Raw genomic sequence first — 14,968 nt, 5'->3', positions numbered from 1 at the left:
TGAAAGATAAAGCACTATGTTTTTTTTGTGATAAATGTAACAAATTGCTTTAAGTTGCTGATAGTCAATTGGTAATATATAAAAATAAATAGAGGTAAGGGATAGGAGTTGTGATGACTCTTATCTCTTACCTCTTTATTTATTATCTAAAAAAAAGCTATACTTCTTCTTGATCTTTCAAGTGTTGAATATATTGTGCTTTTTGGATTTCGGCTCTTCTGCGTACAGATGGTTTAGTGAAATGTTGTCTTTCACGTAGTTCACGTACTACACCAGTGCGGTCGAATTTGCGTTTGTAACGTTTTAAAGCTTTATCAATGCTTTCACCGTCTTTTAAAGGAATTATTAACATAGTGATTACACCCCCTTTCAATTTTCAGGGCGCAAAAGTACAAACTAATTTTCTAATTTGCAAATTTGTCAGTTAGAAAAATTGGAAATTTTGAAACAGATATCTCTATATCATCACTTTCAAAAAAGCGGTATTCAGGTGGGATATTCTGGAAAACTTCCTGTAGCTGAGGTGAATAGGTTAGGGAAGATCCAAAGGATAGGGCAATGCCGTGAGTGATGCACTCTTGAGCTATTTTTAGATTTTTGCGAAAACCGTGGAGTATCCAGAGTTGTTTGCTTTTGGTGATTTTTCGCAGGTGAATAACTTCAGAATAGGCTTTTACACAATGGATGATGAGTGGAAGTTCTAAAGTTTCGGCTAAGTGAATGTGTTTTAAAAAGATTTCTTGCTGCAGGGGTAGGGGAGTGGCGATGTTTTTATCGAGTCCGCATTCACCTATAGCCCAGCAGTTGTGATGTTTTGCCAATGGTACTAAGGCTTCCCATTGCAGTTCCCAATTATCTATATACCAAGGATGTATCCCTACTGAGAAGGGTTCAGTAGTATCGGCGGTAAGAGGATATTGGTTGCGAATGACCAGAGTATCAATCGTAGAGTGCTGGGTATGAGAATGAATGTCTAAGTACATTTTTAGGTGTCAGGGGTCAGAGTGCGAGCCACACGGGCAAGGATTAGGGTTTGGAGGGGGTAGCGAAGAGTTGTGTCCAATAGTCGCCACTACGTGCTACGCCTACTTCGGTTACATCGGGGTTCATAATATTGGCACAATGTCCTGAGCTTTTGAGCCAACTTTTCATCACTTCTTCTTCATTTTGTTGCCCCATAGCTACATTTTCAGCCCAAGTGCTCCACTTGTAGCCTGCTTTGTTCAGGCGATTGCCAGGGGTTTCCCCATTTTTGCCATAGTGGGTCATTGTATTGCGACGGCGCATATCATCACTATGGTCTTTGGCGACCTTTTCGAGGGTTGCGTTCCATTTGAGGGGTGGCACAGCTTTGTAGTAGGTATTACCACAGTTACAACCTTTTTGGCGTTGCTGATTGATGAGAGTGAGCATTTTGTTAGTTTTTAAACTCACGTTATCACTATCTTGAGATTTGCTACATTGTAGCGATAGGATTGCTAAGAGTAAAAGGAGTTTTTTCATAAATATAAGTAATAAGTGTTCTGACAGTTTTAATTATTAATAGCTAACTTTTTTATTTTTCTCTGGTAGGTTTGTAGGTAATTGCGTTGGAGTTTCTCAGGGAGGAACGAACGCTGGATTAGAGTTATTACCTTATCAGTTTGAGAGGTGAGTAGGGTTAGGGTTTTGGTGATAAGTTTTTCGGGGAGCCCCACTTCTTTACCCAAGAGCAAAAACTGTTCCCTTATTTTTTGTTGGTTGAAAGGGGAAGGGAGTAGTCCGCTTTTTAGGGCAAAAGGGTGATCGTCTATATGGATGGCTGTATTGAGCAAATCATAAGCGGGAGACAATCTAAAATCGCCTTGTGGAGACTGTATCAGCGAGAAGTTCTTCAGGTGAGCATCGCCATTAGAAAACAAATAGTTAAAAACAATGAGAGTAAACAGTTTAAGACTTTCTACTTGCCACGCAGCTACATTTTTTTTCAATATATTGAACAAATCGAGGTAAGTACCCGTATATTTATAGTCGGTACCGTGGGTTTGAACAGTTTTTCCTAATAGAGAAGCAAAGTCTTCTACTGCATATTTTTCGCCATTAGGGGCAATATCAAAACGTTTGGTGATGTATGCGGGTGTGCCATCGGCAAAGAAGATAAGGGCATTTTCAGCGGTTTCTATACCGAATACCTGCTGAGCGATTTGCATAGTGAGGTGTTCATTAGCAGGAGCAAAGGCTTCATTTTTAGGCATCTCACTGATAGGTTTCAAAATATAAGTACTCTGCTCACCTTTTTGGGTTATTCTAAGAGAAGTGTTGTCCAGTGTCATTAAAATCTTTCTTTGATAACCTGAAATTGAAAGAGAGTACAGAGGTTTATAACTGTTTTTTTCTTCTGTTTTTAGTGAAAAAGACAATAGATGAGATACTTGCTTCCCGTTGAACAAACGGCGCAAAGCTAAAGGTGAATAGGTGTGATAACCTTCAGAAAGTAATGAAGGACATACATTTAATGCTTTCATTGTTAAATTGGTTTTACAGTAATTGCTCCGATGCTATCGTATTGAGCAGCTACCATTAATAATCCAAAGTCATCATCGCTATCAATTTTTGAATCTATACAAATGCGTTCTCTATTTTTTCCTTCAGGGAGCATATTAAAGAAAAAAGCAAAAAGATAGGGAGAATGATATTCTTGTTGTTGTTTTAGAAAACTAAAACTGATAGGAGGTTTTTGACTATCAGCAAGCCAATGGTCGTGATATCTAAAAGTAAAACAACCATCGTTGTGCTGAGTGAGAATACCAGCTGGTTCTCTTTTATAAAAAATTTCTGCTTGTCTCATTGAATCATATCTTTAATGGTTAGATTCAATTCTAAACCAAGTACCTCTAGTATTTTTTGTAAGTTTTTCAGGGTGATATTACCTTTACCACTCTCAAAATGTTTCAGAGTACGCAAACCTACCCCCGAGAGTAAAGCAACCTCTTCCTGATTGACATTCAGTACTTTTCGTCGTTTTTTAACGGTTTGTATTAATTCTTGAAAGTTCATTATATGGCACTTTTTGTGCAAAAGTAGTGAAAATAATAGTAGTATACAAGTAAAAGTGCTATTTATGGTACTTTTAATTAGATTTTTTCTTCTATGTGCTCTCTTATCTTGCTCAGTGAATGGGAGATTTTCAGGAATATTACTTACTGAAAGTTAGTAATATTTGTAAAGATATGTTGTAACTCAAGATTGAAGATATTATTGGGCAAGGTAAGATATTGCCATTAGTTGAGGTGAACCCTTTCAAGTGCTCGTTTGTAAGCGTAGGTTGAAAGCTAACTATAGGTTACAAACGAGCACAACAAGAAAAAGAGAGTTACTAATTTTTTCATTAGAAAATTTCTCTTTCTGAGAAATGGAAATGACTTTCGATAACGGCATTTTCATCACTATCCGAGCCGTGAACAGCGTTTTCGGTTAGTGAAGTCGCATATTTCTTACGCAAAGTACCCTCGGCAGCATTTTCGGGGTTGGTACTTCCTAAGAGTTCACGGAAACTGGCTACAGCATTGTCTTTCTCGAGGATAGCTGCTACTATAGGTCCACGGGTCATAAAGTTGAGCAGACTCTCAAAAAAAGGTTTGCCTTTGTGTATGGCATAGAATTGTTCGGCATCACGGCGGGTGAGCTGGGTGAATTTCATTGCTTTGATGGTAAAACCAGCAGCGATGATGTCGGTAAGGATAGCCCCTATATAGCCTTTTTCAACGGCATCGGGTTTAATCATTGTAAGGGTTCTGTTTGTAGTCATTGTATGTTGTTTTATTAGTTTTAGCCACAAAGATACAAGTTTTTTTCAAAAAAACTTGCAGTGTAATAAAAAAGTTGTACTTTTGCACCGGCAAGTCCTACACGACCAGCTCCTGAAAAATCCTCCAGGGTGGGAACACAGCAAAGGTATTCGGTTGTAGCGGTGCGATGTAGATCGCTTGCCACTTTTTTTTTGTAATTTGTCGATTTGACAATTTGCTGATTTGTTAATTTTGATATTTGCAAATTAGCTCGTACGCTTCTTGTACTTGTTTGAATTTTTCCTCAGCGCCTTTTTTGATGGCAGCATCTTCAGTAATCACTCTATCGGGGTGATATTTTTTTGCCATATTTCTATAGGCTTGTTTTACTTCCTCAGCAGTGGCATTAGGTTGTAATCCTAAGATAGCGTAGGCTTTTGCTAAGGCATTGGGCGTGGTGTTATGAGGGTTGTTGCTATCGTTTTGGCTACTGCCAAACATTGCCTTGATACTCTCAAAATCGCTGTTTTCTATAGCAAAATGATAAGCAATTTCTCGTATTTGTCGTACCTCTTCCTCACTCATCACCCCATCCGATTCGGCAATACCAAACAAGAAATACAAGATTTGCAATCGGGTTTCGTAAGTAGTGCGCACTCGCACATAGATAGCAATGCGAGTAGCATCTAATTCTCTGCCTTTTATGAGCTCGTTGAAACTGCGAAACACTGCATTGGCGCGCTCTTTGCCATATAGGCGTACGAATTGCGCACGCACAAAGTCGAGTTCTGCTTGCGTAACAGTTCCGTTGGCTTTGATAACGAGAGAGCAGAGAGAGAGGAGGTTGAGTTCAAAAGTTGCGGGAGAGATGTGTGAACGGAAAGGATTGCCAAACCCTTTAGTTGCGTTAGGCTGCTGGGCAAAGCGTTTGAAAAATAAAAAGAATAGAATAGCTATAAGGAAAGTAAAGAATTTCATAAAGGAAAATTAGTGAATTAGTAAATGGGAAAGGGGATAGTTCTATCTGTAATTACAATCATTTTTCTGTTTTCATTTTAGCAGGTTTGGTGTAAAAGCGTTTGGCTGCGTTTTTTTTAACTTGATTTGATAACTTCATTAAGAAATCACGATGAGCAATAGGAATTCCATACTCATATTCTTCAATTGTTGTGTTGGGAATAGTATCTTTTTGAGTATCTAAAAAACCTTCTACAATAGTAAAATCTAACTTTTTAGCATATTCTATAAAAGCTAAGGCTTGAGCATTATTACTATTAATAGTTATTGTAATAGTCATAACGATTTTTTTTTGCAAAGATACAAAACAATTGATAATAAGCAATTTCTTCTTATAGAAAACATTGTTAATACCTCCTGCTAAATTATTTATAACGTGAGTTCGACGTAAGAAAAGTTATTTTTTATTTGCAAAAAAGGGATAGTTTTAGTAACTTTGTAGTTTGAAAATCAAAAGTTTAACTAAAAATTTATCCCTATGTTATCATAGCCACAAAGTTACGGAAATTTTCTTTATAATAGACGAATTTGACAAGAATTTTGAAAAAATAGTCTCTGACCATAGCCTTGTGCAAAATACTGACTTAAAACAGAGAAATCGTAAATCAACTTTATCTGATAGTGAGGTTATGACTATTCTAATTCTCTTTCATTCAGGTCATTATAGAGATTTAAAACATTACTATATCAATCACATAAAGAAGCATATGAAAGGTGAATTCCCACAAACTGTATCCTACAATCGATTCGTTGAATTGCAAAAGAAAGTAGTTGTAAAATTAGCTATATTCCTGAAAATGTTTTATTTAGGAAAATGTACAGGCATTTCGTATATTGATTCTACCCCCATAAGAGTTTGTCATATCAAACGTGAAAAACAACATAAAGTATTCAAAGGATTTGCCCAAAAAGGACAATGTTCTTTAGGCTGGTTCTATGGATTTAAGTTACATCTAATCATTAATGATAAAGGTGAAATACTTGATTTTATAATAACACCAGGCAACATAGATGATCGTAAACCTCTGTCTGATATGAACTTACATAAGAGAATCTTTGGAAAACTCTTTGGAGCTAAGGGGTATATCAGCAAAGATTTATTTGAACAGTTATTTATTGATGGGGAACATTTAATCACTAAGATTAAAAAGAATATGAAAAATAGCTTGATGCTCTTACAATACAAAATAGCACTTAGACAACGTGTTTTTAATAGAAACAGTAAATGACGAATTAAAAAATATTTGTCAAGTAGAACATACAAGAGATCGTTCTTTTGATAATTTTATAACTAACTTATTATCAGGACTTATAGCTTATTCTTTCTTTGATAAAAAGCCTTCTATTAATTTGCAAGAAGACATTGTTGATCTAAAAAGACTCGTTGCTGCTTAAATCGAACTCACATTAAAATAAAGAACCTTACCGCTTACAACGTAGCTGTAACTGACTTTATGCGACCTCCAACTATCGAACTGATTGATGCGACACGTTATGCAGGCAATGTAGGAGACAAGATTCGACTCGTAATTTATGACGAATTTGAAGTGAAAAAAGTACTTGTTAGCATTAAAGGATCGGATGGTTCAGTGATTGAAATGGGTGAAGCTAAGCTAAAAGATGTCGATTGGCTATACACTGCAACAGTGAGCAATTCCACTCTTTCAGATACAAAAATAGAGGTGTTAGCATACGATGTGCCCGAACACGAAACCCAAAAACACATTATACTCTAATAAAAATCCCCACAAGTGCACACTTGTGGGGATAAATTTTTATAAAATTATTTACTATCCATTGTCAATTCAAAAATAATACTTACGTTTGTAGCATCAATAAAAAACAATGTATTCTGGCAAAGAAACACTTAGTTTGCCAAGGGGCAACTTGCAATTGCAAGTTTGGTACTACACCCGATAAGCTCAAGGTGCTTACTCAAAACAAGCACTATATTAATGAAGAAGAGCCTAAAGAGAAACTTGTAGCTACCACTGCTGATATAGGTAGCACTTTTGAGAAAAATACTTTTGGGCTATGTAAATTACAACCCACAAATTTGTATGTGATGCTTCTATTGAAGCCGAATGGGGTCTTTGTTTTTATGATAAAGTAATTAATGGTACAAAGAAAGGTATTTATGTACTAGGAACTGTTAATTATTCTGAAGCAGCAGGGACATTTCCTCCTCCTGCAGAATATTCTATCTTAGACTTAAAAATTCATTTTCATAGCCATCCAGGTACTGCTAAAGGGAAAGATGATGTAGCATCAGGGGCAGGTAGTAGTAGGGGAGATGTTCCTATGGCTATACACTATGTGAATTTATTCTATAAAAAAAGAATAAAAAGAATGCCTGCATTTGTAATATATCGTCCTCACGCAGAGAAGCCTCCTTATAAGTTTCAATATGATGCTTGGAAAAATTTTCTTTATGGCACTAAAATGAAGATCCAGACTTATCACGATTTATATAAGAATGTAATACCAATACAATATTAGAAAATAATTATGAAAAAATACATTTTATTAATTCTTTTATCTCTTACTGCTTGTGGTGAAAAAGGTAAGAAAGAAGTAATTGATGATAGGTATATAGTTTTTAATCTATATACTTCAAAAAAAGTGCCTTCTTATAGTATTACCTTAGATTTTAAAGATAAATCAGTTTTTATTCATAATATTGCAAATGAAGGAATGTTTGAATTTAACCCTCCGCCTCCACCACCAAGTTATAATATCAAGTGGACTTCTATTTATAGTATTTATCCCAAAGGGATGATAATAGACAATAAAATAACTCAAAAAACAGATAGCTTATTTGTAAAAATAAATAATATTTTACAAGAGAAATTTCCTTTTTCTTGTATTAATCATCCCCCTATGCCAGATGAGGATGCCTATATGTCTTTTACATATTTTAAAGATAATCAGCTTATTTATTCTTGTTTTAGACCTACACAATATGAATGGGATATATTTTATTTAGCACAAGATTTTATTATAAAAAATGATACAATAAATGCTGATAAATGGAAGTTATTCTATAATAAATGAAATAATTATGCAAAGATATATTTTTATAATACTTCTCTTACCTCTTGTTGCTTGTCAGGAGAAGAAGAAAAATGAACCCATTGATGATAGACAACTCATTTTCAATTTATATATAGGAAAAAAACTAGGGTCTCACTCTATAACATTAGATTTTAAGGACAAATCTGTATTTGTTCATAATATAATAAATGAAGCTAACTTTGACCGATTTGTAGAAGATGAAGTAGAAGTGGTAGAAGGGACTTTACCTGAAGAAGCTATTAAACAGAAGAATGATAGAATTGATTATAATACTATTTATGAGTTAGGATTTATAGCTGATAATAAAATGACCACTGATACAGACGTTTTATTTGAGAAAATAGATTCTATTCTGCAAGATGGAACACCATTTTCGTGCGAAAAAGCAATGCCTGCCCCAGATCAATATGTTTATATGTCATTTAACTATTTTAAAGGAAATAAGTGTATGTATTACTGCTTCAATCCCACAGGAAAAGAATGGGATATCTTTTACTTAGTAAGAGATTTCAATATGAAAAACGACACTATAAACAGAGATAAATGGGTATCATTCTTTAATATAGGAAAATCTAAATAATTAAATTATGCAAAAATATATTCTTATAATACTTTTGCTACTTGCTGCTTGTAGTGGTAAAAAAGAAATCATTGATGATAGATATATAGTTTTTAATGTTTATTCTTATAAATATGTATGTCCACATTCTATAATATTAAACTTTAAGGATAAAACTATATGCATACATAACATAACTAATGAAATATCAACTATTGAAGATATAGAAATAACTTCAAATGAAGATGAAAATAGAATAGAAGAAAAAAAACTTTATAAAAAACCTCCATTAGCAATAGTGAAAGATAATATGATAGTTGATAGCTTGGGTATTTTATTTAATAAAGTTGACTCTATTTTACAAAATAAAGAACCTTTTTCTTATAAAAGTGAGATACCTATGCCTGACCAATACGTATATTTATCATTTAACTACTTTAAAAATAAAAAACATATACATTATAGTTATAACCCTCAGTCTAAGGAATGGAATATTTTCTACTTAGTAAGAGACTATATTATAAACAATGATACGATAAACGGTAATGAATTGAAAACTCTTTATAAAAAATAATTAATTATGCGAAAATATATTTTTATAATTCTTCTCTTTCTTATTTCTTGTAAAGGAGAAGTACCTCAAAAACACATTGATAATAGGATTATTGTATTTAACATGTTTGTAGCTAATGGAAAGATTACGCCTTTCTCTATTATTTTAAATTTTAAGGATCAATCCATATTTTTACATAATATAAAAGATGATAGAAAATCCTTATATAATAACAATAATCAATATATTCTTAATAGAGAAGATGCTCTAAAAGATTGTATATTGACTAAAAATACAGCGCATCTATTTTCAGAAATAGATTCTATTCTGAAGACAATAGATATTAATAATATAAAAAACAATTACTCTGAAAATGAAATTATATATGCTGACTATATTTCTATGTCATTTTATCTTCTTAAAGATAATAAACAAATTTATCATTCTTTTCTCCCCGAGAGCGGCAAGGAATGGCATATTCTTAATTTAACACAGGATTATATTATAAAAAACGACACTGTAAACGCAGATAAATGGAAGTTATTCTATGATAAGTAAAAATTAATAAACTAAATTCATTCACTGTTATAGCCTAAAATTGAAATTCTTAGTAAAGAATACAGAATTTAGCTTTTCATCCCCATCTTATCTTTCCAGCGGCTATTCGTTATGTAGATCTCGGCAGCGACTACCTCATCGCCGACAAAGCCACAGGGGCAGAGAACGTCCTACGGGTCAAAGCCACCACCGTGAGCTTTACCACCGCTACCAACCTCTCGCTCATCACCAAAGACGGACGTTTTTACAACTTTGACATCGTCTACAATCCTACTCCTGTACATCTGAGCTTTGACATCAGCAGACTCTTGCTTGCTCAATCCCCCACCGACTTTCATCGCACTGCCCAAACCGATATCCTCTTTGCTGACACCCGCAGCGATTCACCTGCGGTTATCAATCTGATGATGCTGTCCATCTATAAGCAGCAACGCCGTCTTTTACGGCATATAGGCGCACGAAACGGCACTATTCAAAGCGAGCTGCGCGGTATCTACACCCACGACAGCAAACTCTTCTTTGATGTGTGGCTCAAAAACAAAAGTCGTGTACCCTTTGAAACCGACATTGTCAGCTTTAAAATCATCGACAGCGCTACCACAAGAAAGAGCCTCTCGCAAGAACTCCCCGTTGAGGTTTTAAGAGTGCATCAGCCTATGGATATTATCAAAGACAAGAGCAAAGCACATAGCATATTTATGTTAGAGTAGCTCTCCCTCTCAGGGGATAAACTGCTTAAAATAACGTGAGTTCGACGTAAGAAAAGTTATTTTTTATTTGCAAAAAAGGGATAGTTTTAGTAACTTTGTAGTTTGAAAATCAAAAATTTAACTAAAATCTATCCCTATGTTATCATAGCTATAAAGTTACGGAAATTTTCTTTATAATAGATGAATTTGACAAGAATTTTGAAAAAATAGTCTCTGACTATAGCCTTGTGCAAAATACTGACTTAAAACAGAGAAATCGTAAATCAACTTTATCTGATAGTGAGGTTATGACTATTCTAATTCTCTTTCATTCAGGTCATTATAGAGATTTAAAACATTACTATATCAATCACGTAAAGAAGCATATGAAAAGTGAATTCCCAAAAACTGTATCCTACAATCGATTCGTTGAATTGCAAAAGAAAGTAGTTGTAAAATTAGCTATATTCTTGAAAATGTTTTGTTTATGAAAATGTGCTGGCATTTCGTATATTGATTCTACCCCTATAAGAGTTTGTCATATCAAACGTGAAAAACAACACAAAGTATTCAAAGGATTTACCCAAAAAGGATAATGTTCTTTAGGCTGGTTCTATGGATTTAAGTTACATCTAATCATTAATGATAAAGGTGAAATACTTGATTTTATAATAACACCAGGCAACATAGATGATCGTAAACCTCTGTCTGATATGAACTTACATAAGAGAATCTTTGGGAAACTCTTTGGAGATAAGGGGTATATCAGCAAAGATTTATTTGAACAATTATTTATTGATGGGGTACATTTAATCACTAAGATTAAAAAGAATATGAAAAATAGCTTGATGCTCTTACAAGACAAAATAGCACTTAGAAAACGTGCTTTGATAGAAACAGTAAATGACGAATTAAAAAACATTTGTCAAGTAGAGCATACAAGACATCGTTCTTTTGATAATTTTATAACTAACTTATTATCAGTACTTATAACTTATTCTTTCTTTGATAAAAAGCCTTCTATTAATTTGCAAGAAGACATTGTTGATCTAAAAAGACTCGTTGCTGCTTAAATCGAACTCACGTTACTTTATAATAAATGTAATCTTATTTTTGTACAAAATTTTAATAACAGAGTTTTTACTCCTTAACTTCTAAGTATGAACAAGTAACAAAAATTGTTCATAACTTTGTTGATAAGTATTTTAATTTTGTTGATAACCTATTGCTTTATTCCGTACCTTTGCCCCAGCAACTAAGAAAAAATCACTTCCCCTTTTTTAGGGACTTACAAAAAGCAATATTATACAATGTACTATATATGAGAGGTTTAGATAAACCTCTCAGCACCCTTTTTTACTTGAACGAAATAATAATAAATAAAAAATTATGAGTAAATTTACCAAACTTACTGCTGAACAGTTACAGACAAAATGTAACTTTATTGAGAACTACTTGAGTTCTCATAACGCTGCTACGGGGTCTCTCTTTGATGCCAATGCCAATGTAGCCCATAAGAACATCGCTACAATGGAGGCTGAACTCAATAAGGATATCAATATCCAAGTGAACCGCTCGCTGGTATCGCGCAAAATTGAGCAACTCTTTGGCAAAGAATTAGCAGATGAGTATATTCGTCAGATTGAAGCCCACGAAATCTATGTACACGATGAAACGAGTCTTAAACCCTATTGTGTGAGCGTATCGATGTATCCTTTGCTCTTGGACGGGCTCGTAAAACTCGGCGGTGAAAGCAAAGCCCCACAACATTTGGCGAGCTATTGCGGGTCGTTCGTAAACTTCCTCTTCTCAGTATCTTCACAGTTTGCAGGAGCAGTAGCCACAGTAGAGTTCCTAATGTACTTCGACCATTTTGCACGCAAAGACTATGGCGACGATTACCTCAACACCCATCGTGAAGTGATAGAAAACGAACTCCAACACGTGGTATATGCTATCAATCAGCCAGCAGCAGCACGTGGTTATCAGTCGGTATTCTGGAATATATCATTGTATGACCGTCCGTATTTCGATTCGATGTTCGGGACATTCGTTTACCCCGATGGTAGCAAACCTTCTTATGAGTCTTTAGACAAACTTCAACAGTTCTTTATGCATTGGTTCAATATCGAGCGCACTAAGGCGATCCTCACTTTCCCTGTAGTAACCGCAGCAATGCTCACTAAGGACAAACACGTGTACGACGAGCATTTTGCGCGCTTCTGTGCTAAAGAGCTCAGCGAGGGTAATGCCTTCTTTGTATACCAATCGGATAATGCCGACTCCTTGGCAAGTTGCTGTCGCTTGCGCAATGAAATTTCCGATAATACCTTTAGCTATTCACTCGGGGCAGGAGGAGTTTCTACCGGTAGTATCAATGTGATAACCATTAATATGAATCGCCTCTACCAAAAGCATTTATCGTTAGAACGCACTTTGGATAATATCCATAAATACCAAGTGGCTTACCGCGCTATTGTGCAGGATTACAAAGATGCAGGTATGTTACCAGTGTACGATGCAGGCTTTATCTCGCTTGATAAACAGTTCCTCACTATTGGAATTAACGGAATGGTGGAAGCTGCCGAGTATTTAGGCATTCGCATTTCTGACAATCCCGATTATAAGGCATTCATCAACAAAAACCTCAAACTAATTTATGACAAGAACAAGGAAGCTAAAACCAAATACGGCTTTATGTTCAATACCGAATTTGTACCTGCCGAGAACTTAGGCGTGAAGAATGCTGCTTGGGACAAAGCCGACGGCTTGCAAGTGCCACGTGATTGCTACAATTCATATTTTTATATTGTGGAAGACGACTCTCAAAACCTTATCGATAAGTTCTATTTGCACGGCAATGAGTATATACAGTACTTAGACGGCGGTTCGGCTTACCACTGCAACCTCGAAGAATACCCTACTGCTGAAGGTTTCTACAAACTACTGAATGTAGCCGCTAAAACGGGGTGTAACTACTTCTGCTTCAATATATGCGTAACCGTTTGCAACGATTGTGGCTATATCGATAAACACACGCACGACCACTGCACCCATTGTGGTTCTGAAAATATTGACCACGCTACTCGTGTGATAGGCTACCTCAAACGCATTACTAATTTCTCTAAAGACCGACAAAAAGAAGCTAAAATACGTTACTATGGGCATGCTACGGTATAGCAGTTACGATATAGTCCTCCAAGAAGTACCCAACGAGATTTCCCTGTGTTTTACCATCACAGGGTGTCCGTTGGCGTGTGAGGGTTGTCATTCCGAATATATTTGGGACGGCAGTAAAGGCTGTGCGCTCACCAATGAAGGTTTAGAACAACTGCTCAGCAAGTATGAAGATATGATAAGCTGTGTGCTGTTTATGGGAGGCGAGTGGCAGGTAGAGACCCTGCTCTCGCTTATCTTCCAAGTGAAGTGCAAACGGCTGAAAACGGCACTCTATACAGGGCTCAACCTCAAGCAAGTACAGCGAAAATACCCTGAGCTGTTAGGGTGTTTAGACTACATCAAAACCGGCAAGTGGTTACCCAAACTCGGTGGACTCGACAGCCCCACCACCAATCAAGAGTTTTTAAACCTGCAAACGGGAGAGGTGATGAATAAACTGTTTCATAAAAAAGGTAAAAGGTAAGATTTTCTCAATGTCGGTTATCGCATTGTATAGGGAGGTCTGAGTAGTTATCACTGAGGAAGACAAGGGCTTCACATCCAAAGGATTCTCCATATAAACCAAAGATACAAGCAGGTTTCCCTTTAAGCAAGTGCCCTATATAGGTAGGAGGTATTATATCGCTTTTTTCAGCAGGAGTAATAGAGGTAGATTCACCTGATTTAAAGAATTGACGCTTGATAATCTTTTTAGTGTTGTTATCCATCACTACGAAAAAGCGTGCAACGGGGTCGTAATAACTATCATCTTCAGTAAAATCTTGTATATAACAAGTAGTTTGTTTGTAATGGTATTTGTACGCTTTTCCTAATCTGTATTTAGGATTTACAATTTTGTAAGTAGCAGGGAAAGCAGATGTTTTTATTTCCTTCCAAGTAACTACTTGCATTTGGTTCTCTACAAATGGATTTTCTTTGCCTACATAAGCAAATGCAAACCCATTTTCAGCTTCTTCCCTAGAGAGTTTATCTTTAGCGTAATACACTTCAAACCCTATTTCATAATCGTAAGAGGAAATGTCTTTTTCATCGGCATAAACATTGAGATTAGCAGCGACTCTTAGAGTAGATAAAGGAAATTTTTTCAATGTATTCTTATCGATGTTATAGAGATAGAGTGTATCAGTTTCAGAGAATTTCATACGTTTGAAAAAGCGAGTTCTATAGTTGCCTGTTAAGGGAAAATACTTCATAAATTCCTTTCCTAATTTCTTTTGGTTTTTGATATAATGAGGGGGCACATCTAAGGTGTCGTTTTGGTATATATCAGAAAAAGAAACGTGGATCGCTTTTTCATTCTGAGCAAGTCCTGCGATATACAAATTGATACTATCGGCAACAGATGCAGTGGGTATGTTTTCAAATTCAATGCTTGTAGTATCAATAGGAATATCAGTGTTTTCTGGGTCTTGACTATATTGGATAATTTGAGGTTCTGAGCTATATTCTTTTATACTATCAGACACATAAATTTCGTCTATAGTAGAGGTTGATTTATTTTTACAGCCGTCGCAACTACTAACAGTAGCTAATAGTAAAAGAGAAAGGGGAATGTATTTCATATATTGGA

General features: G+C 35.4%; 19 protein-coding genes, 1 other RNA gene and 2 pseudogenes. 12 read left to right on the top strand and 10 right to left on the bottom strand.

The window, feature by feature from the left end; genetic code table 11:
* Positions 1–157 precede the first annotated feature (157 nt).
* The 7 genes from rpsU to CGC57_RS06600 all read right to left on the bottom strand — a co-directional run bounded on the left by rpsU (position 158) and on the right by CGC57_RS06600 (position 3,787).
* Entirely contained in the window at positions 158–352 is a 195-nt protein-coding gene (rpsU, locus tag CGC57_RS06630) for a 30S ribosomal protein S21 (RefSeq protein WP_002674401.1), read from the bottom strand.
* Between the two features lie 52 nt (positions 353–404).
* Positions 405–983: a TatD family hydrolase gene (locus tag CGC57_RS06625; RefSeq protein ID WP_095898483.1), complete on the bottom strand. Its 579-nt coding sequence runs from the start codon at positions 981–983 to the stop codon at positions 405–407.
* Between the two features lie 43 nt (positions 984–1,026).
* Complete coding sequence (locus CGC57_RS06620; protein ID WP_095898482.1) at positions 1,027–1,503, bottom strand: CAP domain-containing protein; 477 nt, start codon at positions 1,501–1,503, stop codon at positions 1,027–1,029.
* A gap of 29 nt (positions 1,504–1,532) precedes the next feature.
* The gene (locus CGC57_RS06615; protein ID WP_095898481.1) at positions 1,533–2,504 is read right to left on the bottom strand and encodes a type II toxin-antitoxin system HipA family toxin; all 972 of its coding nucleotides are present in this window, start codon (positions 2,502–2,504) and stop codon (positions 1,533–1,535) included.
* 2 nt (positions 2,505–2,506) lie between these two features.
* Complete coding sequence (locus CGC57_RS06610; protein WP_095898480.1) at positions 2,507–2,827, bottom strand: HipA N-terminal domain-containing protein; 321 nt, start codon at positions 2,825–2,827, stop codon at positions 2,507–2,509.
* Positions 2,824–3,036 (bottom strand): helix-turn-helix domain-containing protein, encoded by a 213-nt coding sequence (locus CGC57_RS06605; protein WP_095898479.1) that lies wholly within the window; start codon positions 3,034–3,036, stop codon positions 2,824–2,826. Before CGC57_RS06605 ends, CGC57_RS06610 begins: the two co-directional genes overlap by 4 nt.
* Before the next feature lie 331 nt (positions 3,037–3,367).
* Positions 3,368–3,787 (bottom strand): nucleoside-diphosphate kinase, encoded by a 420-nt coding sequence (locus CGC57_RS06600; RefSeq protein ID WP_095898478.1) that lies wholly within the window; start codon positions 3,785–3,787, stop codon positions 3,368–3,370.
* A gap of 88 nt (positions 3,788–3,875) precedes the next feature.
* Here CGC57_RS06600 and ffs point away from each other — a divergent pair.
* Positions 3,876–3,973, top strand: an RNA gene (ffs, locus tag CGC57_RS06595) — signal recognition particle sRNA small type.
* Between the two features lie 40 nt (positions 3,974–4,013).
* Here ffs and CGC57_RS06590 read toward each other — a convergent pair.
* Positions 4,014–4,745, bottom strand: coding sequence for a tellurite resistance TerB family protein (locus tag CGC57_RS06590; RefSeq protein ID WP_095898477.1), 732 nt, complete (start codon positions 4,743–4,745; stop codon positions 4,014–4,016).
* Between the two features lie 58 nt (positions 4,746–4,803).
* Entirely contained in the window at positions 4,804–5,064 is a 261-nt protein-coding gene (locus CGC57_RS06585; RefSeq protein WP_095898476.1) for a glutaredoxin-2 domain protein, read from the bottom strand.
* A gap of 169 nt (positions 5,065–5,233) precedes the next feature.
* Here CGC57_RS06585 and CGC57_RS06580 point away from each other — a divergent pair.
* The 11 genes and pseudogenes from CGC57_RS06580 to nrdG all read left to right on the top strand — a co-directional run bounded on the left by CGC57_RS06580 (position 5,234) and on the right by nrdG (position 13,861).
* Positions 5,234–6,179 (top strand): annotated as a pseudogene (locus tag CGC57_RS06580) (IS982 family transposase).
* A gap of 59 nt (positions 6,180–6,238) precedes the next feature.
* On the top strand, positions 6,239–6,520 hold the full coding sequence (locus CGC57_RS06575) for a hypothetical protein (protein ID WP_095898475.1): 282 nt from the start codon (positions 6,239–6,241) through the stop codon (positions 6,518–6,520).
* A 35-nt stretch (positions 6,521–6,555) separates the two neighbouring features.
* The gene (locus CGC57_RS13140; RefSeq protein WP_370684729.1) at positions 6,556–6,897 is read left to right on the top strand and encodes a PAAR-like protein; all 342 of its coding nucleotides are present in this window, start codon (positions 6,556–6,558) and stop codon (positions 6,895–6,897) included.
* 395 nt (positions 6,898–7,292) lie between these two features.
* Positions 7,293–7,838: a hypothetical protein gene (locus CGC57_RS06560; RefSeq protein WP_009414516.1), complete on the top strand. Its 546-nt coding sequence runs from the start codon at positions 7,293–7,295 to the stop codon at positions 7,836–7,838.
* Positions 7,839–7,845: 7 nt separating this feature from the next.
* Complete coding sequence (locus tag CGC57_RS06555; RefSeq protein ID WP_095899474.1) at positions 7,846–8,439, top strand: hypothetical protein; 594 nt, start codon at positions 7,846–7,848, stop codon at positions 8,437–8,439.
* 7 nt (positions 8,440–8,446) lie between these two features.
* The gene (locus CGC57_RS06550; RefSeq protein ID WP_095898473.1) at positions 8,447–8,992 is read left to right on the top strand and encodes a hypothetical protein; all 546 of its coding nucleotides are present in this window, start codon (positions 8,447–8,449) and stop codon (positions 8,990–8,992) included.
* Between the two features lie 6 nt (positions 8,993–8,998).
* A complete protein-coding gene (locus CGC57_RS06545; protein ID WP_095898472.1) occupies positions 8,999–9,529 on the top strand; it encodes a hypothetical protein in 531 nt (176 codons plus the stop codon).
* Positions 9,530–9,588: 59 nt separating this feature from the next.
* Complete coding sequence (traN, locus tag CGC57_RS06540) at positions 9,589–10,239, top strand: conjugative transposon protein TraN (RefSeq protein WP_095898471.1); 651 nt, start codon at positions 9,589–9,591, stop codon at positions 10,237–10,239.
* 164 nt (positions 10,240–10,403) lie between these two features.
* A pseudogene (locus CGC57_RS06535) lies at positions 10,404–11,291 on the top strand (IS982 family transposase).
* A 316-nt stretch (positions 11,292–11,607) separates the two neighbouring features.
* The gene (gene nrdD / locus CGC57_RS06530) at positions 11,608–13,398 is read left to right on the top strand and encodes an anaerobic ribonucleoside-triphosphate reductase (RefSeq protein WP_095898470.1); all 1,791 of its coding nucleotides are present in this window, start codon (positions 11,608–11,610) and stop codon (positions 13,396–13,398) included.
* Positions 13,379–13,861, top strand: coding sequence for an anaerobic ribonucleoside-triphosphate reductase activating protein (nrdG, locus tag CGC57_RS06525; RefSeq protein WP_095898469.1), 483 nt, complete (start codon positions 13,379–13,381; stop codon positions 13,859–13,861). Before nrdD ends, nrdG begins: the two co-directional genes overlap by 20 nt.
* A gap of 7 nt (positions 13,862–13,868) precedes the next feature.
* On the opposite strand, the gene CGC57_RS06520 is transcribed toward nrdG, so the two are convergent.
* Positions 13,869–14,960, bottom strand: a complete 1,092-nt coding sequence (locus CGC57_RS06520; RefSeq protein WP_095898468.1) for a hypothetical protein — start codon at positions 14,958–14,960, stop codon at positions 13,869–13,871.
* Positions 14,961–14,968 lie beyond the last annotated feature (8 nt).

Origin of the sequence: Capnocytophaga sputigena, from assembly GCF_002302495.1 — a bacterium.
Classification (GTDB): domain Bacteria; phylum Bacteroidota; class Bacteroidia; order Flavobacteriales; family Flavobacteriaceae; genus Capnocytophaga; species Capnocytophaga sputigena.
The sequence above is the reverse complement of the archived record's forward strand: the minus strand, read 5'-3'. Positions and strand labels throughout refer to the sequence as shown.